The sequence below is a fragment of the Sorangium sp. So ce394 genome, assembly GCF_051474665.1.
Taxonomy (GTDB): Bacteria; Myxococcota_A; Polyangia; order Polyangiales; family Polyangiaceae; genus Sorangium; species Sorangium cellulosum_D.
Genome location: NZ_CP150339.1, coordinates 2,870,824 through 2,892,956, shown reverse-complemented (window position 1 = coordinate 2,892,956; position 22,133 = coordinate 2,870,824). Strand labels below are relative to the sequence as shown.

The following is a 22,133-nucleotide window of genomic DNA, read 5'->3' as shown; positions in this document are numbered from 1 at the left end:
TTGATGGCCCTTCATGGTTGATCTACCTGACTCGGAGCAGCGGCCCTCGGCGTACGTGACCGGCGCCGAAGCGGCGGAGCTGCTCGGCGTGAAGCGGGAGACGCTCTACGCGTACGCGAGCCGCGGCGTGCTCCGGGGCGTGCCCGGCGGGCGAGGGCGCGCGCGGCTCTACCTCCGGGCGGACATCGAGCGGCTCAAGGCGCGGCACGACGCGCGCGCCGGCCACGGGCCGGTCGCGGCCGAGGCGCTCCGGTGGGGCGAGCCGGTGCTCGAGTCGGCGCTCACCGCGATCGGCCCGCGCGGGCCCGTCTACCGGGGCAAGGAGGCGGTCGCGCTGGCGCTCGAGGACGCGCCGTTCGAGGCGATCGCGGAGCTCCTGTGGACCGGCGAGCTGCCGGCGGGAGGCGCGCCGGCGGCGCGACCCGGCCGGCTGAGCTTCCGCCCGGCGAAGCTCGCGGCGCTCCTGCCGGAGGGCACGCCGCCGCTCGCCGCGCTCGCGCTCGTGGTGCCCGCGCTCGGCGCGCACGACCCGGCCCGTCACGTGGGCGCGCCCTCGGGCGACGGGCGCATCCCCACGAGCGACGCGGAGCGCGCGCGGGCGCGGGCGCTCGTGCGCTCGCTCGCGGCGCTCGTCGGCCTCGGGCGGGACCCGGCCAGGGCGACCGCGGCCCTCGAGGCCGAGGGGGCGGCGCGGCGCCTGCTCGTCGCCCTCGGCGCGAGCCCCTCGAAGAAGGCCGAGCGCGCCGTGAACCGGGCGCTCTTGATCTCGGCCGATCACGAGCTGAACGCCTCGACATTCGCGGTCCGGGTGGCGGCGTCCACCGGGGCCGATCTCTACGCCTGCGTCAGCGCCGGGCTCGCGGCGCTCTCCGGCCCGAGGCACGGCGGCGCCACCGACCGCGTCGAGGCCCTGGTCGCCGAGGCAGCCCGGCCCGAGCGCGCCGCCGCCGCGGTCCACGAGCGGCTGCGCCGCGGGGAGCCCATCCCCGGCTTCGGGCACAGGCTCTACCCGGAGGGCGACCCCCGCGCTCAGGCGCTGCTCGACACGGCCCGGGCGCTCGCGCCCCAGAGCGCGGCGCTGCGCACGGTGCTCGCGCTCGTCGACGCGCTCCGCGACGCCGGCCACGACCCGCCGTCGCTCGACATGGGCCTCGTCGCGATCACGGCCGCGCTCGGCCTGCCGTCCGGCTCGGCGGCGGCGCTCTTCGCGGTGGGCCGCGCCGCGGGGTGGATCGCCCACGCCTTCGAGCAGCGGGAGGCCGGATACATGCTGCGGCCCCGCGCCCGGTACACGGGGCCCTGACACTCGCGCCGCCGCGCCCTAAAAATCGACCTGCATGCCGAGCTCGACCACGCGGTTCGGCGGCAGGCCAAAGTACGCCGTCGCCGGCCGCGCGTTGCGCGAGATGAACGCGAACAGCCACTTCCGCCACCGGGACATCTTCGACCGCCCCGTCGTCAGCAGCGTCTCCCGGCCGAGGTAGTAGCTCGTCCGCCCGAGATCGATGTGGAGCCCGTGCCGCTTGCACCCTTCCAGCACCGACGGGGCGTTCGGCGTCTGCATGAAGCCGTAGCACGCCGTCACCTGGTAGATGCCCTCGCCCCGCGGGATCACCGTCGTGCGCCGCTCCGCCGGCACCTCCGGCACGTTCAGCACCTGGATCGAGAGGAGCACCACCTGCTCGTGCAGCACCTGGTTGTGCTTCACGTGGTGCAGCAGGATCGGCGGCGTGCCCTCCGGGCTCGACGCCATGAAGACCGCCGTCCCGCGCACCCGGTGCGGCTTCGTGCGCTTCACGTCCTCGAGGAACATGTCGAGCGGCAAGATGGCCGATTTGATCGCCGCGGCGAGGTGCTTGCGCCCCGTCTTCCAGGTCGTCATCACGGTGAAGGTCGCCGCCCCCATCACGATGGGAACCCAGCCGCCGTGGAAGAACTTGGCGCTGTTCGCCGTGAAGAACGCGAGATCGATCACGAGGAAGAGCCCGGCCAGCGGGAGCGACTTCCAGACCGGCCAGCCCCACGTCTTCCGCGTGACAACGTAGTAGACCACCGTGGTGATCCCCATCGTGCCCGTCACGGCGATGCCGTACGCGGCCGCGAGCGCGCTCGAGCTCTTGAAGGTGAGCACCAGCACGATGCACGAGATCAAGAGCCCGCTGTTCACCTCGGGGATGTAGATCTGCCCCGCCTCGTCCTTCGAGGTGTGGACCACCGTGACGCGCGGGAAGTACCCGAGCTGCACGGCCTGCTGCGTCAGCGAGAAGGCCCCGGAGATGAGCGCCTGCGACGCCACGACCGCCGCCGCGGTCGCGATCGTTACCGTGGGGTAGAGCGCCCACGGCGGGACCAGCGCGTAGAACGGGCTCGCCGCGGCGGTGGGGTCCTCGAGGAGCTTGGCGCCCTGGCCGAAGTAGTTGATGAGCAGCCCCGGCCAGACGATCGTGTACCAGGTGTACTTGATGGGCCTGCGGCCGAAGTGACCCATGTCGGCGTACAGCGCCTCGCCGCCCGTGATGCAGAGGACGACGGCGCCGAGGATCAGGAAGCCGTGCACGTTGTTCTCGGCGAAGAAGCTCACCGCGTAGGTCGGTGAGACGGCCCGGAGCACGCCGGGGCTGTGGACGATCTCCTTGGCCCCGAGCAGCGCGAGCGCCACGAACCACACGAGCGTCACCGGCCCGAAGATCGTCCCGACGCCGGCCGTGCCGCGCTTCTGCACGAGGAACACGGCCAGCAGCACGGCGCAGGTGATCGGCACGACGGCGGGCTTCAGCGTCGACGTCGCGACCTCGAGGCCCTCGACCGCCGAGAGCACCGAGATCGCCGGCGTGATCACGCCGTCGCCGTAGAGGAGCGAGGCGCCGAAGAGGACGAGGAGCACGAGCAGGCCGCGGCCGTCGCCCTTGCGGTCGCTGCTCGGGACGAGCGCGAGGAGCGCGAGGATGCCGCCCGCCCCCTCGTTGTCGGCCCGCGTGATGAACGTCAGGTACTTGACGGTCACCACCATCATCAGCGACCAGAACATCAGCGAGAGCACGCCGAGCACGTTGTCCGGCGTCGGAGCGACGTGGTGCGGGCTCCTCGGGCTGAAGCACTCCTTCATCGCGTAGAGGGGGCTCGTCCCGATGTCGCCGTAGACGACCCCGAGCGCCGCGAGCATCAGCGGCCACATCTTCTTCGGGGTCGAGCCGTGGGCGCGGTCGGCCGGCGCGGACGCCGCGGGGCGCTCGGCGCCCTCGGCCGGTTGTGGGCTTGTCGTCATCGGGGCGAATCCTACTCCATCGCGAGCGCTCATCGCGAGGAGGCGCGGCGCGCCGCCTCAGCCGAGCGCGCGCGCCGCCGCGGTGAGATCGTCGATGAAGCGGGAGAGCTCGGCGTGCCTGGAAGCCTCGTCGGGCATGCGCAGGATCGACGCAGGGTGCACGGTCGCGAGCGTGCGCGGCGCGAGCGGCGAGGCGACGAGCCGGCCGCGATCGCGCGTGACCCGGAACGAGCTGCCGAGCAGCGCCTGCGCCGCCGTCGCGCCGAGGCACACCACGATCTCCGGCTGCACCGCCTCGATCTCCGCGGCGAGCCACGGGAGGCACGCGCGGATCTCGCGCGCGTCGGGCTTCTTGTGGATGCGGCGCTTGCCGCGCGGCTCCCACTTGAAGTGCTTGACCACGTTGGTCACGTACGTCCGCCGCCGGTCGATCCCCGCCGCCTCGAGCGCCCGATCGAGCAGCTGCCCCGCCGGACCCACGAACGGCTTGCCGGCAAGATCCTCCTTGTCGCCCGGCTGCTCGCCGACGAGGAGCACGTCCGAGCGCGCGGCGCCCTCGCCGAACACCGTCTGCGTCCCCCGCTCCCACAGCGGGCAAGCCCGGCAGCCCGCCGCGGCCTCGCGCAGGCGCGGCAAGGAAGGACGGCTGGGGACCAAGGCCGCCGCCGTCGCCTCGCCGGGGCCGGCGTCGCGCCCTGCTGCATTTCGTCTCGCCACGGTCGCCATGGTTTCCCCGAGCAGCATCGCGCGTGCCACCCGCCGTCGCGACGCGCTGCGTTCGAGCGCGTCGCGACGGCGCACGGCCGAGCCGGCTTGACGGCCCCGGGCGTCCTTCCCATAGTGCCCGGGTCCCTCTAGTTGACCCACCGGTCAGAATGCCCCGCCTCGCCGATCGCCGCGCCAGGATCGAGTTGCTCCGCGCCGCCGAGGCGGCGTTCACCGAGCGCGGCCTCGCCGCGGCGAGGGTCGAGGACATCACCGAGCGGGCAGGCGTCTCGAAGGGCGCTTTCTACCTGCACTTCCAGAGCAAGGACGACTGCTTCAAGCAGATCGTCGAGACCTTCATCGCGCGGCTCGCGGGGTGCGTGGAGCTGCCGCCCATCGCCGTCGAGGGCGTCGATCGGGCGTCGGTCGACGCGTACTTCAAGCGGCTCCTCGCCCACGACGTCGAGGTGCTCGAGTTCTGCTGGCAGAACCGGGCGCTGCTCAAGATGATGCTCGCGGGCGGCGGCGGAGCCCCCTACGCCTACCTGATCGACGAGTTCGCCCAGCGCGTCGCGCGCCTCGTGGAGACCCGCGTCCGGTACGCGATCGACATCGGCCTCTACCGGCGCGATCTCGATCCCAGCGTCCTCGCGGCGCTCATCTCCGGCGCCTTCGATCGCCTGGTCCGCAAGCTCATCGACGCGCCGTCCCGGCCAGACATCGCCGCCTGGTGTGGTCAGGTGCTCCAGCTCTTCCTGCACGGCCTGCTCACCCCGGAGGCGCGCGCCTTCGCTGACCTGCCGGTCACGGAAGCGCCGCCGCGCAGCGCGCGTCAGACCGCTGGCGCGGAAGCGCCGCCGCGCAGCGCCCGTCAGACGGCTGGCGCGGCCCCTGCGTCAGCGCCCGGCGAGCGCCGGCGCGCCAAGGCCAAGGCGACCTGAGGCGGTCACCGTTTGGTACAAGGCCGTCCGGGGCGGATACGATGCGCGCCGCCGATGTCGACTCCGCGCGACTTCCGGCGGCGAGCCGCCCGACCTCCGCGTCACGACGCGCGACATCCGCGTCGCGGCGCGCTTTGTAGGGCTTCACCTGAGCGGAGCCCATGGATCCCCGGCCCGCACCGGGCAAATTGTACAGGGAATCCCTGACCCGTGATTCCTCATTGCCCTAGCGGTCGGTCGGGCTGCAGCTGAGCTAGAGCTAACAGTCAACGGGGACTTCGGCCTCGGGACAGTGAGGGGGTGAATCGGGGCGCCGGAGGGGAACCGCTCAGGCGACCCGGAAGAGCGCAGCCTGGGGAGCTGCCTGATCGTTCGACCGCGCCGTGGCGACCATCGCGCGCGCTGGACGACAACAGGCGTTCTCCGCGAGGGAACGGGGCTGTCGAGGGGGGCTGTATGAGCACACGATCGGGCTGCGAGAGACGGTTGATCCAGGAGCTGCTCCGGCAGACGTGCCGTTCGCTGGAGTGGCGCGCTGACACGGAGAGGTCGATCGCAGACAGGCTCGATGCTGCCCTCGCCGAGCACGCGCTCCACGTGTTCACCCCGGACGTCGACCTGCGCGTCCAGCTGACCAGGGACCTCGCGCTCGCCATCGCGATACGCGTCCTCTCCTTCGGCGAAGACGCCGAGGAGTCCCTGTGCAAAGCCCTCTCCCAGGACAGATCGCCGATGGCGGAGCTCGTGAAGTCAGCGTGGCCCCTCGTGCGCACCGCCTGCAGGACGGCCGAGCGGAGCGCCGGGCGGCTGGTGCTGCTGACGACGGTGCCCGAGGCGTGAGGCAGAGAGCAGGGCACGCGCCCAGAGCCCGCGCGGAGGGCTCACGGCGACGGACCGGCGAGAACAAGGCGACGCTCGGATCTCGCCGGCTCGCGCCGGCGCCGAGGAGCGCCGATCCCTCGAAGCAGCTGCCAGGAAGAGCGATGAACACCGCATGACGGAGCCAGGTCCACGAGGCGATGCAGATGGCGCTCCAGACCACCTACAGCATCTACGTTCGCTTCCGGGGCAGGCGCCTCGCGCTCATGAAGCACATCCGCTCGCTCGAGTCGGCGCGCACCTCGTTGCTGGCCTTGCGGGCCGAGCGGTTCCACGACGCGGATCAGGTGTTCCTCGTCAACGACGCGACGAAGCAGGTCGTCGATGAGCGAGCGTGGGAGGACGCCCGAGAGCCCGGCGCGGACCGGGAGATCGGCGTCAGCCCCCACGTCGAGGCCGACGACCAGCGCGGGGATCGCGCGCGCGAGGCGAGGGATCAGGAGGCTCCCGCGCCGTGGGAGGCCAAGGCGCCAGCGCCGCACGAGGCGCACGAGGCGCACGAGGCCCTGACGCCCGCCGAGCGCGAGGCGCAGGCTGAGGACAAGGCGCGGCGCGAGCCGCCGGAGAGGAGGTCGCCCACGGTCGAGGGCGCGGAGCCCCCACGCGCGCGCCTGCGCCGCGCGATGGCGGCAGCGCAGGTGGCCCGAGCGCGCCACGAGGCCGCCCTGGAAGCCATGAGCAGGCTCCAGCCCGGCGGGAAGGTGGATGAGATGACGCTGATGAGGCTCAACGACTCCGCGCGCATGGCGTCCGATCGGTCGGCGCGCGTCCTCGAGCAGCTCGAGCAACTCCTGAAGCGCCTGGAAGGGGCGCGCTGATCGAGGTGAGGTGGCGGTAAGACACCGTGTCGGGCGCTCCGCGAAGGCAAGGACAGGCACGTCGACCGACCGATCGCCGCAACGTTAGCGTCGCCTGTGCCGCGCGGCTGCGAGGCGCCCGAGAGAGCGCTTAACCGTTCAAGCAACCATGCCGGAACCGAAGAAGTCACGCCGGACGCAATTCAGGGCACCGGGCCACAGCGACGCCGCGCCCCACGCCGGCAGGGCGGCTGCGCAGCGGCGCTCGCCGGACTCGTCCGAGGGCGCCGGCGAGCAGGCCGCCGCCGCGGAGCCGCACCTCGGGAACGAGCAGCGGTTTCCGGTCGTCTGCGTCGTCGCGTCGGCCGGCGGGCGCGGCGCGATCGCGGAGCTGCTCCGGCGGCTGCCGAGCAGGGACACGAGCCTCTCCCTCGTGCTGATCTACAGCGCCGAGCCAGGGGAGATCCCGGTCTTCGAGCTCGCGGCGCAGAGCAGCCCGCTCCCCACGAGCGAGCTTCGCGCCGGGGCGAGGCTCATGCCAGGTCACGTCCAGGTCCTGCCCCCGGACACGCGAGCGACGCTGGACGGCGTGCGCGTCGAGCTCGCGCCGCACGGCGAGTCCGGTCCGGGCCCTGCCGATGCCTTCCTGCGCTCGCTCGCGCGCGAGCTGGGGTCGAGCGCGGCGGGCGTCGTGCTTTCCGGCACCGGGAGCGACGGCGCCCTCGGGCTGAAGGACGTGAAGGCGGAGGGCGGCGTCACCTTCGCGGAGGACCCGCGCACCGCCGAGCGGCCGGCGCTCCCGCGCAACGCCATCGCGGCCGGAGGCGTCGACTTCATCCGCGGCGTCGAGGCGATCGCCGCGGAGCTCGCGAGGATGGGCCGCCCCGGTCACGCGCCCGCCCTGTGGCTCCCGCAGGGCACGCCCCTGGGGGTCGACCCGGAGCTCGGCAAGCTCTTCAGGCTGCTCCACGCCGCGGTGGGCGTCGACTTCAGCCACTACAAGAAGAGCACGCTGAGGCGTCGTATCCAGCGCCGAATGACGCTCCACCGGCTCGCGTCCCTGCAGGAGTACCTCGAGCACCTGAGAGCGCACCCGGACGAGATCGAGCACCTCTATCAGGACCTCCTCATCAAGGTGACCACGTTCTTCCGCGATCCGGGCGCATTCGCCGCGCTGAAGACCCACGTGTTCCCGGTGCTCATGCACAACAGGCCGCAGGACTCCCCGGTTCGCATCTGGGTGCCGGGCTGCTCGACGGGCGAGGAGGTCTACTCTCTCGCGATCTCGCTGCTCGAGTTCCTCGAGGACGACGCGAACGATCACGCCATCCAGATCTTCGGCACCGACCTGAGCGAGGCCGCCATCCAGCAGGCGCGGGCCGGGATCTACGTCGATGGCATCTCGTTCGACGTCTCGCCCGACCGGCTGCGCCGCTTCTTCGTCCGGGTGCACGGCGGCTTCCAGGTCAACAAGTCGGTCCGCGATCTGTGCATCTTCTCGCGCCACAACGCCACGGCCGATCCGCCGCTCGCGAAGCTCGATCTCGTCAGCTGCCGCAACCTGATGATCTACATGGAGCCGAGCCTGCAGCGCCGGCTGCTGCACACCTTCCACCAGGCCCTCAAGCTCACGGGCTTCTTGCTCCTCGGCTCCTCCGAGAGCATCAGCGCGATGTCCGACCTGTTCGGGGTGGTGGACAGGACCCACAGGATCTTCTGCAAGCGCGCCGCGTCGGAGGCGGCCAGCGCGCGCGATCTCGCCGCGCCCGCCCTCCCCGCCCCGCCTGCGCCCGCGCCGGACGAGGGGGAGCCGCGGAGCCCCGAGGGGCTCCTCATGGACGCGCTGCGCAAGGAGGCCGACGCCATCGTGATGGCCCGCTACGCCCCCGCCGGCGTGGTGGTCGACGAGGAGATGCAGATCGTCCAGTTCCGGGGCAAGACAGGGCCCTACCTCGAGCCGGCGCCCGGCGACGCCAGCCTGCACCTCTTCAAGATGGCCCGCGAGGGGCTCCTGCTCGGCCTCCGGGCCGCCATCGACGCGTCGATGAACTCGGAGGCGATGGCCCGGAAGGAGCAAATCAAGGTCCGGCAGGGAGACAAGCTCCGCCACGTCGACGTCGAGGTGTGGCCGCTCAAGGTGCGGCTCCCGCAGGGGCGCTGCTTCCTCGTCGTCTTCTCCGAGTCGGGCGGCGCCAGGCTGGACCGGCCAGGCGACGACCCGGCCCAGAGCGCCCCCCAGAAGGACCTCGAGGTCGCCCAGCTCCGCAGGGAGCTCGTGACCACGAGGGAGCACCTCCAGTCGATCATCGACGAGCTCGAGGCGACGAACGAGGAGCTCCTGTGCGCGAACGAGGAGCTCCTCGCGAGCAACGACGAGCTGCACAGGATGAAGGACGCGCTCGAGTCCGCCCACGAAGAGCTCCGGTCCGCGAACCAGGAGCTGACGGCCATCAACGAGGAGCTCCACAGCAGCAACGTCGCGCTCGGGCTCGCCAACGACGAGCTGCGCAACCTCCTCGGCAGCATGAGCATCCCGGTGCTGATGCTCGACGCGGACCTCCGGATCCGCCGCGTCGCCGGCGTGGCCGACAAGCTGCTCGGCCTCGCCGCGAGCGACGTGGGCCGATCGATCCTCGAGGTGAGGCCGAGGAGCGCGGCCGACATCGCGCCGATCGTCGCCGAGGTGCTCGACACGAGGAGCGGCGTCGAGCGGCAGGTCGAGGACCGCGAGGGCCGCGTCCATCTCGTGAGGGCGCGCCCGTTCCGGATCACCGGGAACGAGGTCGACGGCGCGGTGATCTGGTGGCTGGAGAGCGACGCGACGAGGCGCGCCGGGCGCGAGCTCGCGGGCGCGCGCGACCGCATCTCCGCCGTCTTCGAGGTGCTGCGCCACCCGTTCCTCCTGCTCGACGGCGAGCTCCGGATCCGCGCGGCGACGCGGCGCTACTGCGAGCTGTTCATGGTCTCGCTCGGGGACATCGAGGGGCGGCCCCTCTCGGCCATCGACGCCGTGTGGAACACCCCGCAGCTGGAGCAGCGGCTCCGGGACGTGCTCCGCCGCAGCGCCGCGCTTGTCGACTTCCGCGTCGAGGCCGTGCTCGCGCACGCCGGACGCAGGACGCTGTCGTTCTCCGCCTTCCGGCTCCAGGCCGACGAGGGCGAGCTCCCGGCCCTGCTGCTCGTCGTCGAGGACAGGACCGGGCCCGAGGAGGACGAGCCCTCGCAGGCGGGGCTACGGCCAGCGCGCCGCGCCGGCTCCGACTGACGCGCTCACCGCCCGCGCGCCCGCCAGTCCCCCGAGGCGATGCGGGGATACCCCAGCACCTGGCCGGCGGGCATCAGGTACGCCTCGCAGCGCGCGCCGCCGTCGAGCTCGATCATCTCGCGCCGGAAGAGGTCGGGGCAGCCCTCGTAGACGTCGAGCGACGCGAGGGTCTCCCGATCCGGCTCGTAGAGCTCCCCGACGACCGCGGCCGAGCCCCCGCGCACGAGCGCCGGGTAGGCGCCGAGGTCGGCGAGCTCGAACGACAGGGCGGTGCGGGCGACCCCGAGGAAAGGCGCGCGCCCGAGCAGCCGGTGCGAGCGCTCGCCGCGCATCAGCGTGCCGTAGACGAACAGGGGCACGGCGCCGTCACCGGCAGTGCTGTTCGACCGCGGCGAGCAGCTGCTCGAGGTTGATCGGCTTCTTGAGGAACTGCGCCGCGCCGAGCGACGACACGAACTCGTCGCGGCCCGTCGCCGAGATGATCACGACCGGGATCGAGGCGAGCTCCGGGTCCTTCTTCTGCTCCGCCCTGAACTGCCAGCCATCCATGATCGGCATCATGAGGTCGAGCAGGATGAGGCCGGGCTTAGGCTCCGTTCGAAGCGCGCTGAGCGCCTCGCCGCCGTGCGCCGCCGACGTGACGGCGTAGCCCTCCTCTTGCAGGAGCTCGGCGAGGGTCTCTCGAATATCCGGATCATCATCGACAACGAGGATCCTCTTCAAGGGAGTGGCAGGCACGGTGCATCAACCACTATGCGAAAGCCGGACGTCACGGCGAAACAGGGAAAGCCCTGAATCCCTGCTCGGGGTCCGCTTGATCAGGCCTGTTCTGCGAGAAAGGGCGCGCATGAAGGTCTCTCTGCGGCAAGGAGCGCCGCGGGGGCGCCTCGGAACGGAGCCCGCTCGAGCGCCGCGCGCCACCGTGGAACCGTGGACTCGCGCGGAGTCGACGGCCCTCACGCCGGACGGGTCTGGCAGGAGGGGTTCGGGCGTGCGCATCGTGCTCGATCGTCGGCGGTCGAGCCCGATGTTACAGCACAGTGACGCTCCGGCGAAGACGCTCTCTGCCAGATCTGCGGCCAGCCAGGGTGAGCATCGCGCGGCTCGGTCGTGCTCCGCCAGGTCATGAGCCGGCGAGGGTACCACCGGCGCGCTGGAGCGCAGCCGCGCGGCGCCACCCGAGCGGCTGCGCTCCAGCGCGTGCGGCGCGGATCGGGCGGGCAGCGTCAACCTGCCTCGCCCGCGGCGCCGAGCACCACCTTCGAGAGGGTGCTCAGCAACACGTCGATGTCCACCGGCTTCGGGATGAGCGCGGCCGCGTGCAGCCGCTCGGCGATCGCCTTCATCTCGTGGGGCCGGCGGGCCGAGAAGATCATCAGGGGAGAGGGCGGGCCGAGCCCCGCGATCTCGGAGACGAACCGGTCCGTCGTCATGCCCGGCATCGTCAGATCGAGGAGGACCGCGTGGAAGCGCCGCTCCGCGAGCGCGTCGAGCGCCGCGCGCGCGGTCGCGGTCAGCTCGACCTCGTACCCCTCCAGCGTCAGGAGCTCCTCCAGCATCGCCGCCGTGTCGATGTCGTCCTCTGCAACCAGGATCACGTGCTTGCCACGCATGGCTCCCCTCGGCTTTCCTCGGAAGCGGGGCCGCTCTGCAGGCGGCGCGCCCTCCCGTCCCGCGCCGGACGAGCGCGCGGCGCGCGCCCCAGCAGGCCGGTCGCCGGCGCGGCACAGGCCCCTCGAGGACGGCACGGCGTGACGAGCGGCCCAGGCGAACGGATTTACGCGCTCCGGAGCGTTCGCCGCAGCGCGCCGCGTCCACGATGACAATGCGCGCAGCCCGACAGACGGATCGCCGCACTCCGGCGATCCGGCGTAGTCCTTCCCCCTCTTTCGCCCCGGGCACTATGAAAGCCCGGCCGCGCTCGGGATGCAACTCCGGACGGGCCCCGGACGTAAGCCAGGGCGTACCCCGGACGTCGGGCAGAGCGGACCGGGAGTTGGGAGCAAACAGAGAGCGCGAACGGACTCCCCGACGGGGGAGACACCCTGGTAGACTCCCATGGATGCCTGGCGAACGCCGCGTCGCGCTACTCGCGATGGAGCCAACCATGCCGGACGGTGGGGGAGCGCCGTTCAGCCATGGAATCCGTCGTGTCGAAGCCTCTTTGCTCGCCGATCCGGAGCTCGCCGGTGTGCCGATCCATGTGGTCGAAGCGCAGACGAGGGATCTCGACGCGTGGGTCGCCGAGGTCGAGACCGTGGATGCCGACATCGTCGGCCTCGCCGCGCACGTCTGGTCCTTTCCCACGTTCATCGACGTCGCGCGCCACCTCCAGCGCAACCGGCCGGGGCGCACGATCGTCCTCTGCGGTCCCCTCGCGCGCCCCGCGATGTTCGCGCTCGCGCCGTGGCGCGACGCCGCCGCCTGCATCGACGCCCTCGTGCACGGCAACGAGCTCACGTTCCGGAACATCGTCCGCCTGAGTGATCGCTCCCCCGAGGCGCTGCGCACCGTGCCCGGGCTGCACGTCTTCACCGCCGGCGGCTGGGTCTCGACGGGCGAAGCGCCTCACGTGGCGCCCGACGAGCTCCCGTCCGCGATCCGGATGAAGTTGCTCCCGACCGATCGCATCGTGCCGATCGAGATCTGTCGCGGCGGCGTCATGAGCTGCCCGACCTGCGGCATCTCGACGGGCGACGCCTCCGCCGGCGTCTTCTCGGAGGCCTACCTCGTCGAGGAGCTGAGCGCGCTCCGCGCCGCCGGCGCCCCGGGCGCGCAGGTCGTGGACGCGCCGCTCAACCTGAACGCGGAGGCGTTCCGGAACCTCGTGGCCGCGGAGAAGCAGGTCGGCTTCTTCAAGCAGGCGACGCTCTCGGCGTCGATCGATCCCGAGCACGTGCACGACGAGCACCTCGAGTTCCTCCGCGGCGTCGCGCGCGTGTCGCTCGACGCGCGGCTGCCGCCGCTCAACAAGGACACCGGCGACGGCACGCAGCGCCCCTTCCGGGAGTCGAAGTTCGCGAAGGTGATCGAGGAGCTCTCGACCTTCACGGACATCGAGGTGGACATCCTCCTCGGCCTCCCGGGCGACGGCCCCATCACGTTCCGCCGCACGCTCGAGCGCGCGCGCGAGCTGCCGTGCAAGGTCCGCATCTTCCACAGCCTCGTCCTCCCGGACGACCTCATGACGCGCGCGCCGGCGTCGTTCGAGCTCCGCTTCGACCCGTTCACGCTGATGATGCGCTCGTGCCTCGGCTGGTCCGAGGACGCGCTGTCGCGCGAGCGCAGCCGCCTCATCGAGATGGCGTACCGCGAGGGCGGGGAGATCACGCCGGACATGTGGTCCTTCCCCGGGCCGCGCGAGATGCGGCGGCCGGCGATGCCGCTCGGCAGCGGCGTGGTCCCGCCGGGCGGCGAGATCCGGGTCGAGGGCGCGACGACGCTCGCGCCCGCGGGGCAGGATCTGCAGCGCGTGCTCGAGCTCGGGATCAAGGAGGCGACCTCCGGCGGGTGGACCTTCGTGGAGGCCTCCGCGCGCCCGGGCGAGATCGTCGTCATCATGAAGACGCGCGACGGCGCGCTCGTCGTCGAGATGCGCCCCGCCTCGCCCACCGAGAACGCCTACAAGGTCGTGGACGGCGTCGCGTTCGGCTACCGCTCGCCGCGCGGCGTGAAGATGAGCGACGGCGCGCTCCGCCTGCTCGATCGCGTCCTCCAGCGCCTGCACGCGCCGGCGCGCACCGCGCTCGGCCTCTCGACGCAGGACGGCGGCCCCGGCTCGGCCCGGGTGCGTCGCTTCCGAGCGACGCCCTCCTGACGCCGCGCCGCTTTCGCGCGACGCCCGCCTGACGCCGCGCCGCTACCGCGCGCCGCCGCGCCCCGTGCTCTGCAAGGCGGCGGGCGCCCGCGCGGCGTCGGGCCGCGGCGGCATCGATTCCATGCGGCGGGGCCGCGAGAGGAGCTCTCGCCGGAGCTCCTCCAGGCGCGCCGACGAGAGCTCCTGGTGGTCCACGATGTAGGGGTGGACCTGGCGGCTCTTGCCCCGGATGCTCAGGGCGCCGGTCGGCGTCGCCGGGACGCAGTCGTCGAGGTTCGCGTACGTCGCCTGGCAGATGATGATCTTGGAGCCGAGCTCCTTGTTGAACTGCTCGAGGCGCGAGGCCGTGTTCACGGTATCTCCGATGCAGGTGTACTCCATTCGCTGGAGCGACCCGATGTTGCCGGAGATGACGGTGCCGGTCGCGATCCCGACGCCCATCTTGATCTCGCCGCAGCCGAGGAGCTGCCGCTGGTTCATGCGCTCGAGGGCCTGCACCATCTCGATCGCCGCGATCACGGCGCGCTTCGGCGCGTCCTCGACCGAGAGGGGCGCGCCGAACACCGCCATCAGGCCGTCGCCGATGTACTTGTCGAGGGTGCCCCCGTAGCGGAACACGATCTCGACCATCTCCGTGAAGTACTCGTTCAGGAACGAGACCACGGCCTCCGGCTCGACCGACTCGGTGAGCGGCGTGAAGTTGCGGATGTCGGTGAACATCACCGAGACGTGCCGGCGCGTGCCGCCGAGCTTGAGCCGCCCCGGGTCGGAGAGGACGAAATCGACGAGGTCCTTCGAGAGATACCGGCCGAGCTCCTGCTTCTCGCGCTCGAGACGGAGGCGGGCCAGCGACTCGAGCTCGGCGCGGAGGACCAGGTTGCGCGACATCCGCGCGATGATGCCGGCGACGACGCCCGGGAGCGCGATGAACAGGACCTGCTGGCACTGGTCCGCGATGTTGATGGCGTTCTGCCCGTAGACGGACACCGGGCTGATCGGGATCGCGCCGGTGTAGACCGTGATCGCGAGCACGATCGAGTTGAAGAGGACCGACAGCCCCGCCGAGTACAGGCACGCCGCGAGGCTGTAGCGGAAGCCCGACATCAGGTTCCAGAGCACGTAGACGGTCGCGAGGTAGCTCGAGAAGTACTCGATCATCCCCGAGTGGTTCCTCGCCGTCGCCAGCGCCGTGAGCGTCAGGAGCGCGAGGTCGACGAAGATGCTCACGTACTTGAGCCAGCCCGCGTAGGCGTTGGGGCGCAGGCGGAAGAACGCGTAGAGCAAGAGCGAGAACGCGAGGTACCCGCCGATCTGGATCGCGAAGATCTGGTTCGCGGCCGGCGTGTTGACCGTCCACACGTGCGCGAACGTGTAGGCGGACAGCAGCGCGAACACGAACCGGACGTGGTTCACGATCTGCTCGCCGCGCATCTCCTGCGCCTGGAGGATCCGCACGATCTCCGGCGACTTCTCGATGTTCATGCGCGCCGCTCCCCTCCGCGCTCGAGCCGGGACCACGCCGCGGCGAGCCCGCGGGCGCAGAGCGCGGTCGTCAGCGCCCTGCCCTGGTGGTGCCCCTCGCGTCCGCGCTTCATCGGCGCCCGGTAGAGCGGCTCGGCCGGCCAGGACCCATCCACGAGCTGGCGCTCGCCGAGGTACCGCAGCCCCCGCTCCAGGAGCAGCGGATCCGGCGACGCCGCCATCGCCGCGCCCTCGAGGCACGCGGCCGTGCCGAGCGGCGTCCCGAAGCCGCCGTCGAGCCGCTGCGCTCCGAGCATCCGCGACAGGATCGCGGCCTCGACCGCGGCGACGTCGGCGGCCCGCGGCGCCTCCCCCGCGCGCTCCCGGTAGAGGCGCGCGAAGCGGAGGAACGCGAGGTCCGTGTACGCGGCGTCGTAGAAGCACGCGCCCTCGATGCCGCCCTCCGCGGCGGCGCCGAGCACGCGCCGCGCGTTGTCGTCGATGAGCCGCGCGAACCGCGCCGCGTCGAACGAGAGCAGGCCCGCGAGCAGGTTCAGCCGGACCGCCGTGCAGTCGTCGCCGGCCCACGCCGCGCCGGGCGTGGTCGGCCCCGACGGCCCGCGGTAAAACCAGGTCGGCACGGCGCCATCGTCGCCCACGTTGGCCAGCATGACCTCGATCCACGTCTCGGCGCGATCCCGGGCGGCGCCCGTCTCGGCGACCAGCTGGAGCATGATCGCGAGGTCGTCGGCGTCCGGCGGGAGATCGCGGAACGCGCCGAAGTAGCGGAGCTCTCCGGCCGGGATCTCGTCGAGCAGCGCCGCGGCGTCGGCGCGGACGTCGCGCCCGGCGTCCCCGATCTCGAGCAGCGCCTTCAGGATCGTCGCCCGCACGAACCAGTGGCCGACCGGCTGCTCGCGCGACCCGAGCACGCCGAAGCGCTGCACCTCCCAGGACTCCGACCACGGCGCCGCCTCCGCGAGGAACGCGACCGCCGCCTCCAGATCCGCGCCCGCGTCCTCGCGCGGCGCGCGGTCGCCCTGCGGCCGCAGCGGCGCGGGCGCCGCGCCGGCGCCGAGCAGATCGCGGAACGCCATCAGCCCCTCGAAGAAGCGGAAGCGCTCGGCGAGCGCGTCGACGAACTCGAGCTGCGCCTCGGCGAGGCCGCGCTCGGTCGAGCGCGCGCGAGGCGCGCCGGCCGCCGCCGCGCGGGCCGACGCGAGCGCGCCCCCCGCCCGCGCGGCGAGCGCGGCCCGGTACGGGCGCGCCGCGAGCAGGCCGTGGATCTCGCGGCGGCGCACGGGGGACGCGCGCTCGCCCGCGAGCGCGCGGAGCAGCGGAGGAGCGAGATCCGCGCCGCCGAGCCAGAGCGCGAAGAGCGGCGTGAGCGTCGGCGCCGCGAGGTCCGGCGCGGCCGGATCGAGCCAGAGGCGCGCGAGCCCGTCGAGGAGCCAGAGCGGCTCGGCCACGGCCTCTCCGAAGCGGCGCGCAGGCGCGAGATCGTCGCCGGCGACGAGCGCGGGCGCCGTCCAGAGGGCGACGACCTCGCGCGAGCCGGCGGCGCCTGCGCGCCCCGCCGCGGCGTCCGGCGCCGCGCCGGCGACGCCCGCGACGACCGGGTTGCGGGGCCACGAGGCCTCCGCGAGCCCGCCCAGGTCCACGAGCCAGCAGCCCGCGCGCGCCTCGCCCGCGTGACGCGCGAGCAGGCGCGCCGCGAGCGCGCCCCGCGCGAGCGCGTCCGGAGCGCCCTCGACGCCGCCGGCGGCCACGGCGGCGACCGCCACGGCGGCGTCGGCCGCCGCGGCGGGCGCCGACACGCGGCCGCACAGCCGGAGCGCCCAGCTGGCCCACGGGATGCTGCGCCCCGGCGGCGCGCCCACGCCGCGTTCGATCGCGGGCGCGCCCCAGGCCGCGTCACCGCGCTGGAGCGCCCCCGCGGACAGCAGCGCGGACCAGGAGCGCTCGCACGCCACCTTGTCGTCCGCGTCGAGCCAGGGCCAGACGGCGGTCGCCCCTGACGCAGGAGACAACGTCACATACCGACCCCGCCCTCACGCGCCGCGGCCGCGATGGCCGCATCGACCGCTTCGGGCGTCGAGGTCGCGGCGTCGCGGATGCGCTGGAGCGTCTCCGGCCCGACCTCGTACCCCTCCGCGTCGATGGTGCGGTCGGGATCGGCAAGGAGCTGCTGGCGGAAGCTCGAATCCACAACGGCACGACCAATGAGCTCTGCCTCTGTTTTCTTCGACGTCACGACTCCTCGCTTTCTCGCTCGGGAGGCTAGGAGACCTGCAAACGGCTAGCAAGTACCAGCAGGCGCGCCGCGCGCGCCCGGGCGCCGGCTCACCGCGGCGCGCCGCCGCTCGCGGCGGGCTCGCCCGCCAGCGCGCCGAAGAACGCGCGGAATACGCGCCGCTGGATCTCGGTCATGTACCGCGCGCGCTCCCCGCAGAAGCGCGCGGCCTCCGGCAGCCCGAGCGCCCCGGCGGCGACCTCGGCGCGAGCGAGCTCACAACGCGCCTCCTCCAGGATGGCGTCGAAGCCGCCGCGCGCGAACAGCTGCGCGCGCAGGGCCGCCGCGCCGCGCCCCGCCGGATCGTGGCGCGGCTCGCCCCCGGCGGGGACGGCGCCGTCCGGCCGAGGCCGCCCCGCGTCCCTCGCCTCGACCTGCGCGCCGAGCCGGGCGAGCACGTACGTCGCGTTCCCGAGCGCGCGATCCTTCTCGGCGTGGAGCAGGTCCACGAACAGCTGGTGCGCCGCGGCGAGCGCCGCGACGAACTCCTCGAGCGCCGCGAGGCGCTCGGCCTGCGACAGCGCGAACAGGGCCGCGGCCGCGGGGAGCACCAGCGGTCGCGAGCGGGCGAGCACCCGCCGGAACGTGGCGGCGTCGCGCGGGCCTGCGCCCTGGTGCAGCCGCCGCTCGAGGAGCATCGCCTCGCCGTACCCGAGCCACACCTCCTCGAAGAGATCCCAGAACGGGCTCCCGCCGGGCAGCGAGCGGGCGAGCAGCGCCTGGTGGCGGGCGAACAGCGCTCCGGACAGGAGCACCGCCGCCCCGGGCTCGCCGACCCCCTCGTCCAGCAGGTCGTCTTCGATGCGGACGTGCAGGTACCCGACCGCCGCGGCCTCGGCGAGCTCGACCGCGAGCGGCGGGATCGCCTGCGATCCGGCGTCGGCGGCGGGCGCCGGGCCGCCCGGCCGCGTCGCGACCCAGAGCGGCAGCTCGAGCACCGGCAGCGCGGCCGGGTGGGAGAAGTAGCCCTCGCCCGGCTCGCCCTCGAAGAGCCGGAGGCGCGCGGCGAGCTCATCGAACAGCGCGCCGAGCTCGCCCCCGAGCCGGCCTCGGAACGACGCGAGTCGCCGCAGCACCTCGGCCTCGAGCCGCGCCCTAACGTCGACGACGTCGACGACGTTGCCCTGCGCGCCCTCGCCCCCTCGCTCTGCGCGGCTATCCTCGTTCATCCCACCTCTCGACGGCGCGGCGGCGCCGCACGGGCGACGCTAGCACGAGCAGGCTCGTCCGAGGGGCGAGCGCAGCCGACTTTGCCAGGAGCGCCGCCCGTGCGACACTCGGCGACTTCACGAGATCGGAAACCATGATCGACTCCGAGCGTTTCGCCGAGCGTCACGGGGACATCACGACCGACGCCCGCGCTGACGTCCTCGATTTCCGCGACACCCTTTATCGGCCCACGATGATCGAGGTGCCTCCGGTCATGCCCCCGGAGCGCTTCATGGACCACGGCGTGCCCGTGCTCGACCAGGGCAGGAACAACGGCTGCACCGGCTTCACCGTCGCCACCGTGGCCCACTTCCTGCTGCGCAAGCGCAAGGTCTCCCCGGAGTACGGCCTCGTGAGCCAGAACATGGTGTACACGATGGCGCGCCGCTACGACGAGTACCCGGGCGAGGACGACGCGAGGGGCTCCAGCCTGAGGGGCGCCATGAAGGGCTGGCACAAACACGGTATTTGCTCTTATGAGCAATGGCCGTGGGACCCGAACGATCTCCACGGCACGCTCACGCCGGAGCGCGCCACGGACGCGATGCTCCGGCCGCTCGGCCTGTATCAACGTGTGAACCACAAGGACCTCCCGGCGATGCACAACGCCCTCGCGGAGGTCGGGATCATCGCGGCCTCGGCGCTCATCCCCTTCAATGGCTGGTATTACGGGACCCAGAAGAACGGCATCATCCCGCCGGTCGACAAGACGAACCCGTTCATCGCCCCCTGGGGCGGCCACGCCTTCGCGATCGTGGGGTATGACGCGGAGGGCTTTTGGCTCCAGAACTCCTGGGGGCTCGGCTGGGGCAAGAGCGGCTTCGGGCGGCTCTGCTACGACGACTGGCTCCAGTACGGCTTCGACGCGTGGGTCGGGCGGCTCGGCGTCCCCATCCGCCTGAACCAGCCGCGCTCGCTGCGCCCGCTCGCCTCCACGAGCCGGACGTTCGCGAGCCTGAGGCCGCACCTCATCAGCGTCGACATGCACGGTCAGCTCCAGCAGCGCGGGGCCTACGGCACGTCCTCGGAGGACGTCCGCATCATCATGGAAGAAGACTTCATGAGCGCGACCGAGAGCTGGAGGCGCCGCCGGCTCGTGCTCATCGCGGGCGGCGGGCTGCGCCGGCAGATCGACGGGATCAACCGGATGTCGCGCCTCCGGCCGAAGCTGCTCGGCCACGAGATCTACCCCATCGAGCTGCTCTGGGAGACCGACCACTACCCGCGCCTCCTCGAGATCCTCCACCGCGCCACCGAGGGCCGCCGCCACGACGGCTATGATCCCAGGGCGTTCGGGTTCATGATCGATCGCCGCGACGACGCCCTGGAGCCGCTCGTCCGGCGCATGGGCGGCAAGGCCGAGTGGGATCGCATGAAGCTCGCCGCGGGCGACGCGACCATGGACGCCGATCACGGCGGCGTCCGCGAGATGATCAGCCGCCTCGCGTCGCTGATGGACCAGGACCCGAGGATCGAGCTCCACCTGGTCGCCCACTCCAGCGGCACGTTCCTGCTCGCGCCGCTCGTGCAGCTGGTCACCGCGGAGAAGGGCAAGCGGATCGAGGGCGGCCCGATGCGGGGTCAGCTCGGGCTCGGGCTCCCGATCGAGTCGCTGTCCCTGCTCGCTCCGGCGAGCGCCCTCGACGCGTTCCGCGACACGTACATGCCGCCGATCAAGAGCGGCATGGTCCGGAGGTTCGCGCTGTTCACGCTCACGGACGAGGCGGAGCTCCAGGACCACTGCGAGGTCTACGGCAGGTCGCTGCTCTACCTGGTCTCGAACGCGCTCGAGCGGCGCCCGCGGGTGCCCGGCACGAGCGGCGTCTCGCTGCTCGGCATGGAGGCGGGGCTCCTCGACCCGGAGAACGCCGACGTCCTCGCGCTCCTCACGGAGAACCGGGATGATCGGCCCACCGTGTTTCCGCGGGCGGAGTGGATCAAGGGGCCCAACACGAGGCCCCCTCCCCACGGCTCGGAGGCGCGGCGGCACGAGGACTTCGAGAACGACGCGACCACGTGGAAGTCCGTCATCGCCCGCATCCTCAACCAGCCGTTCGCCGATCACCTGCCGCCGATGTCGGCGCGGGATCCGTGGTGAGCGCGCCCCTCACCCCTCCGGGCGCCGCCGCTCGGCCGAGGTGATCCCGTGGAGGGGGGGGGCGCCGAGCCGCTCGGGCGCGAGCTGCGGCGCGAGCGCTCCGCTCAGGAGGATGGCAAACGAGGCCCGGATCTCCTCGCCGAAGTTGATCCGGAAAAGGCCCATATCGGGCCGGCTGCGGATATCGCGGATCACGTCGCTGGGGTCGCAGACCTGGCGCATGCCGATGAGCAGGGCATACATGCGGATGAGGATCGGGCCGCCCTGCCCTGGCGCGAGCGACGGCAGACACCGCTCGAGCAGCGTCCCGGTGCGCTCGATGTTGGCGACGAGGGAGACCTTGAAGCGGAGGGCAGCCTCGTAGCTGACGTTCTGCTCGAGGACGCTGTGAAGGATGGAGAGCAAGCGCGTCATCGCGTCGCGCGCCACGAGGGTCGCCGACAGGATCGAGGCGATGCTGCCCGCGGCACCCGCGCCGGGCGCCGCGGGCGCGCCGCGTCGGGCGCGCGGCGCCCGGGGGCGCGCCGCGGCCTCCTCGCCCTGGGAGGCGCCGAGATGCGTCAGGCGGATATCCACCTCATGGAACCACTTCGCGAGCTCTTGATCGACCACGGCGAGGAAGAGCTCCTCTTTGGTGGTGAAATAGAGGTAGAGGGTTCCCTTGGCGAGCCGCGTGCGCTCGGCGACCTGCGCCATGGTCACCTCGAGATACGGCGTCTCCTGGAACAGCTGCCAGGCTGCGTCGATGATGATCCTCCGCCGCTCCTCCTTCTGCTCCTCCTTCCGCGCTCTTCGCGTCGAGCTCATCGACTTCTCGGTTTACGATGTCTCCAGAAGCGCCGCAATGCAGACGCCGCGGCAATCGCGTGCGAATTCGATTTCACGATCGCGTCGTCAGCGCTCGCGCGCCGCGCGCTCGCTCAGCCGGCCATCGCGCTATCGCGGGTAGCCGCGCTCATCACATTTCACCGGACACGGTCACACCGAACCCGTGCAGACCGAGGAACATCGGGGCGACGCCCGAGCGCACCGCCCGCTGGACGGTCCTTGAGAGCGCCCGCGCGATGCGCGCCGCGAGCCCGCCCGGGTCCTCGGCCGCGCCGCCCTGCGCGCCGGGCGGCGCGGCGGCGCGCAATGCGCGGGGCGCGGGCAACGCGAAGAGCCCAGCGCCGTCGTTTCCGGGCCGCGCGAAGCACTGAGGAGCAGACAGCAGGGTCGCCGCCACGACAACCACCATGCCCTTCACCATGGCTGGACCAGCGCTCATCCCGGCACCCACGTGAAACCTAACGCCGTCGACGCGCATGTCGTGAGCGATGGGACGGTAAAATAACGCTGCTACTGCCGAACGCCGGAGCACAACGTGGAGAGTCGCTCCTCGGACGACATCCCGCCTCGGCGCG

Annotated in this window: 18 protein-coding genes; 7 read left to right on the top strand and 11 right to left on the bottom strand. The window is 72.4% G+C overall.

What is annotated here, in order from left to right:
* Positions 1–13: 13 nt before the first annotated feature.
* The gene (locus tag WMF33_RS10790) at positions 14–1,303 is read left to right on the top strand and encodes a citrate synthase family protein (protein WP_437337061.1); all 1,290 of its coding nucleotides are present in this window, start codon (positions 14–16) and stop codon (positions 1,301–1,303) included.
* Positions 1,304–1,321: 18 nt separating this feature from the next.
* Here the strand turns inward: WMF33_RS10790 and WMF33_RS10785 are convergent, their stop codons facing one another.
* Together WMF33_RS10785 and WMF33_RS10780 are read right to left on the bottom strand one after the other, a co-directional pair.
* Positions 1,322–3,265: a potassium transporter Kup gene (locus WMF33_RS10785; protein WP_437337060.1), complete on the bottom strand. Its 1,944-nt coding sequence runs from the start codon at positions 3,263–3,265 to the stop codon at positions 1,322–1,324.
* 57 nt (positions 3,266–3,322) lie between these two features.
* The gene (locus WMF33_RS10780; protein ID WP_437337059.1) at positions 3,323–3,991 is read right to left on the bottom strand and encodes a UdgX family uracil-DNA binding protein; all 669 of its coding nucleotides are present in this window, start codon (positions 3,989–3,991) and stop codon (positions 3,323–3,325) included.
* Positions 3,992–4,140: 149 nt separating this feature from the next.
* Between WMF33_RS10780 and WMF33_RS10775 the strand changes: the two genes are divergently transcribed.
* From WMF33_RS10775 to WMF33_RS10760, 4 genes are all read left to right on the top strand, one after another.
* Positions 4,141–4,911: a TetR/AcrR family transcriptional regulator gene (locus tag WMF33_RS10775; protein ID WP_061625778.1), complete on the top strand. Its 771-nt coding sequence runs from the start codon at positions 4,141–4,143 to the stop codon at positions 4,909–4,911.
* A 456-nt stretch (positions 4,912–5,367) separates the two neighbouring features.
* Complete coding sequence (locus tag WMF33_RS10770; RefSeq protein ID WP_061625777.1) at positions 5,368–5,751, top strand: hypothetical protein; 384 nt, start codon at positions 5,368–5,370, stop codon at positions 5,749–5,751.
* Positions 5,752–5,936: 185 nt separating this feature from the next.
* Positions 5,937–6,608, top strand: a complete 672-nt coding sequence (locus WMF33_RS10765; protein WP_437337058.1) for a hypothetical protein — start codon at positions 5,937–5,939, stop codon at positions 6,606–6,608.
* A gap of 148 nt (positions 6,609–6,756) precedes the next feature.
* On the top strand, positions 6,757–9,852 hold the full coding sequence (locus tag WMF33_RS10760) for a CheR family methyltransferase (protein ID WP_437337057.1): 3,096 nt from the start codon (positions 6,757–6,759) through the stop codon (positions 9,850–9,852).
* A gap of 5 nt (positions 9,853–9,857) precedes the next feature.
* Here WMF33_RS10760 and WMF33_RS10755 read toward each other — a convergent pair whose 3' ends face one another.
* The 3 genes from WMF33_RS10755 to WMF33_RS10745 all read right to left on the bottom strand — a co-directional run bounded on the left by WMF33_RS10755 (position 9,858) and on the right by WMF33_RS10745 (position 11,465).
* Complete coding sequence (locus WMF33_RS10755) at positions 9,858–10,211, bottom strand: gamma-glutamylcyclotransferase family protein (RefSeq protein WP_437337056.1); 354 nt, start codon at positions 10,209–10,211, stop codon at positions 9,858–9,860.
* Between the two features lie 7 nt (positions 10,212–10,218).
* Positions 10,219–10,575, bottom strand: a complete 357-nt coding sequence (locus tag WMF33_RS10750; RefSeq protein ID WP_437337055.1) for a response regulator — start codon at positions 10,573–10,575, stop codon at positions 10,219–10,221.
* Between the two features lie 503 nt (positions 10,576–11,078).
* Positions 11,079–11,465: a response regulator gene (locus tag WMF33_RS10745; protein ID WP_437337054.1), complete on the bottom strand. Its 387-nt coding sequence runs from the start codon at positions 11,463–11,465 to the stop codon at positions 11,079–11,081.
* A 494-nt stretch (positions 11,466–11,959) separates the two neighbouring features.
* On the opposite strand from WMF33_RS10745, the gene WMF33_RS10740 reads away from it, so the two are divergent.
* Entirely contained in the window at positions 11,960–13,669 is a 1,710-nt protein-coding gene (locus tag WMF33_RS10740) for a hypothetical protein (protein WP_061625773.1), read from the top strand.
* Between the two features lie 42 nt (positions 13,670–13,711).
* Here WMF33_RS10740 and WMF33_RS10735 read toward each other — a convergent pair whose 3' ends face one another.
* The 4 genes from WMF33_RS10735 to WMF33_RS10720 all read right to left on the bottom strand — a co-directional run bounded on the left by WMF33_RS10735 (position 13,712) and on the right by WMF33_RS10720 (position 18,592).
* A complete protein-coding gene (locus tag WMF33_RS10735) occupies positions 13,712–15,151 on the bottom strand; it encodes an adenylate/guanylate cyclase domain-containing protein (protein WP_437337053.1) in 1,440 nt (479 codons plus the stop codon).
* Positions 15,148–17,160, bottom strand: a complete 2,013-nt coding sequence (locus WMF33_RS10730) for a hypothetical protein (RefSeq protein ID WP_437337052.1) — start codon at positions 17,158–17,160, stop codon at positions 15,148–15,150. The genes WMF33_RS10735 and WMF33_RS10730 overlap by 4 nt, the downstream gene beginning before the upstream one ends.
* A 2-nt stretch (positions 17,161–17,162) precedes the next feature.
* Positions 17,163–17,384, bottom strand: a complete 222-nt coding sequence (locus WMF33_RS10725; protein ID WP_044985711.1) for a Franean1_4349 family RiPP — start codon at positions 17,382–17,384, stop codon at positions 17,163–17,165.
* An 89-nt stretch (positions 17,385–17,473) separates the two neighbouring features.
* Positions 17,474–18,592 carry a geranylgeranyl pyrophosphate synthase gene (locus WMF33_RS10720; protein WP_437337051.1) on the bottom strand — a complete coding sequence of 373 codons (1,119 nt, stop codon included), beginning with the start codon at positions 18,590–18,592 and terminating at the stop codon, positions 17,474–17,476.
* A gap of 134 nt (positions 18,593–18,726) precedes the next feature.
* Between WMF33_RS10720 and WMF33_RS10715 the strand changes: the two genes are divergently transcribed.
* Positions 18,727–20,730, top strand: a complete 2,004-nt coding sequence (locus WMF33_RS10715; protein ID WP_437337050.1) for a C1 family peptidase — start codon at positions 18,727–18,729, stop codon at positions 20,728–20,730.
* A gap of 9 nt (positions 20,731–20,739) precedes the next feature.
* On the opposite strand, the gene WMF33_RS10710 is transcribed toward WMF33_RS10715, so the two are convergent.
* Together WMF33_RS10710 and WMF33_RS10705 are read right to left on the bottom strand one after the other, a co-directional pair.
* Entirely contained in the window at positions 20,740–21,537 is a 798-nt protein-coding gene (locus WMF33_RS10710; protein WP_437337049.1) for a TetR/AcrR family transcriptional regulator, read from the bottom strand.
* A gap of 151 nt (positions 21,538–21,688) precedes the next feature.
* Positions 21,689–22,036 carry a hypothetical protein gene (locus WMF33_RS10705; protein WP_437337048.1) on the bottom strand — a complete coding sequence of 116 codons (348 nt, stop codon included), beginning with the start codon at positions 22,034–22,036 and terminating at the stop codon, positions 21,689–21,691.
* Between the last annotated feature and the right edge of the window lie 97 nt (positions 22,037–22,133).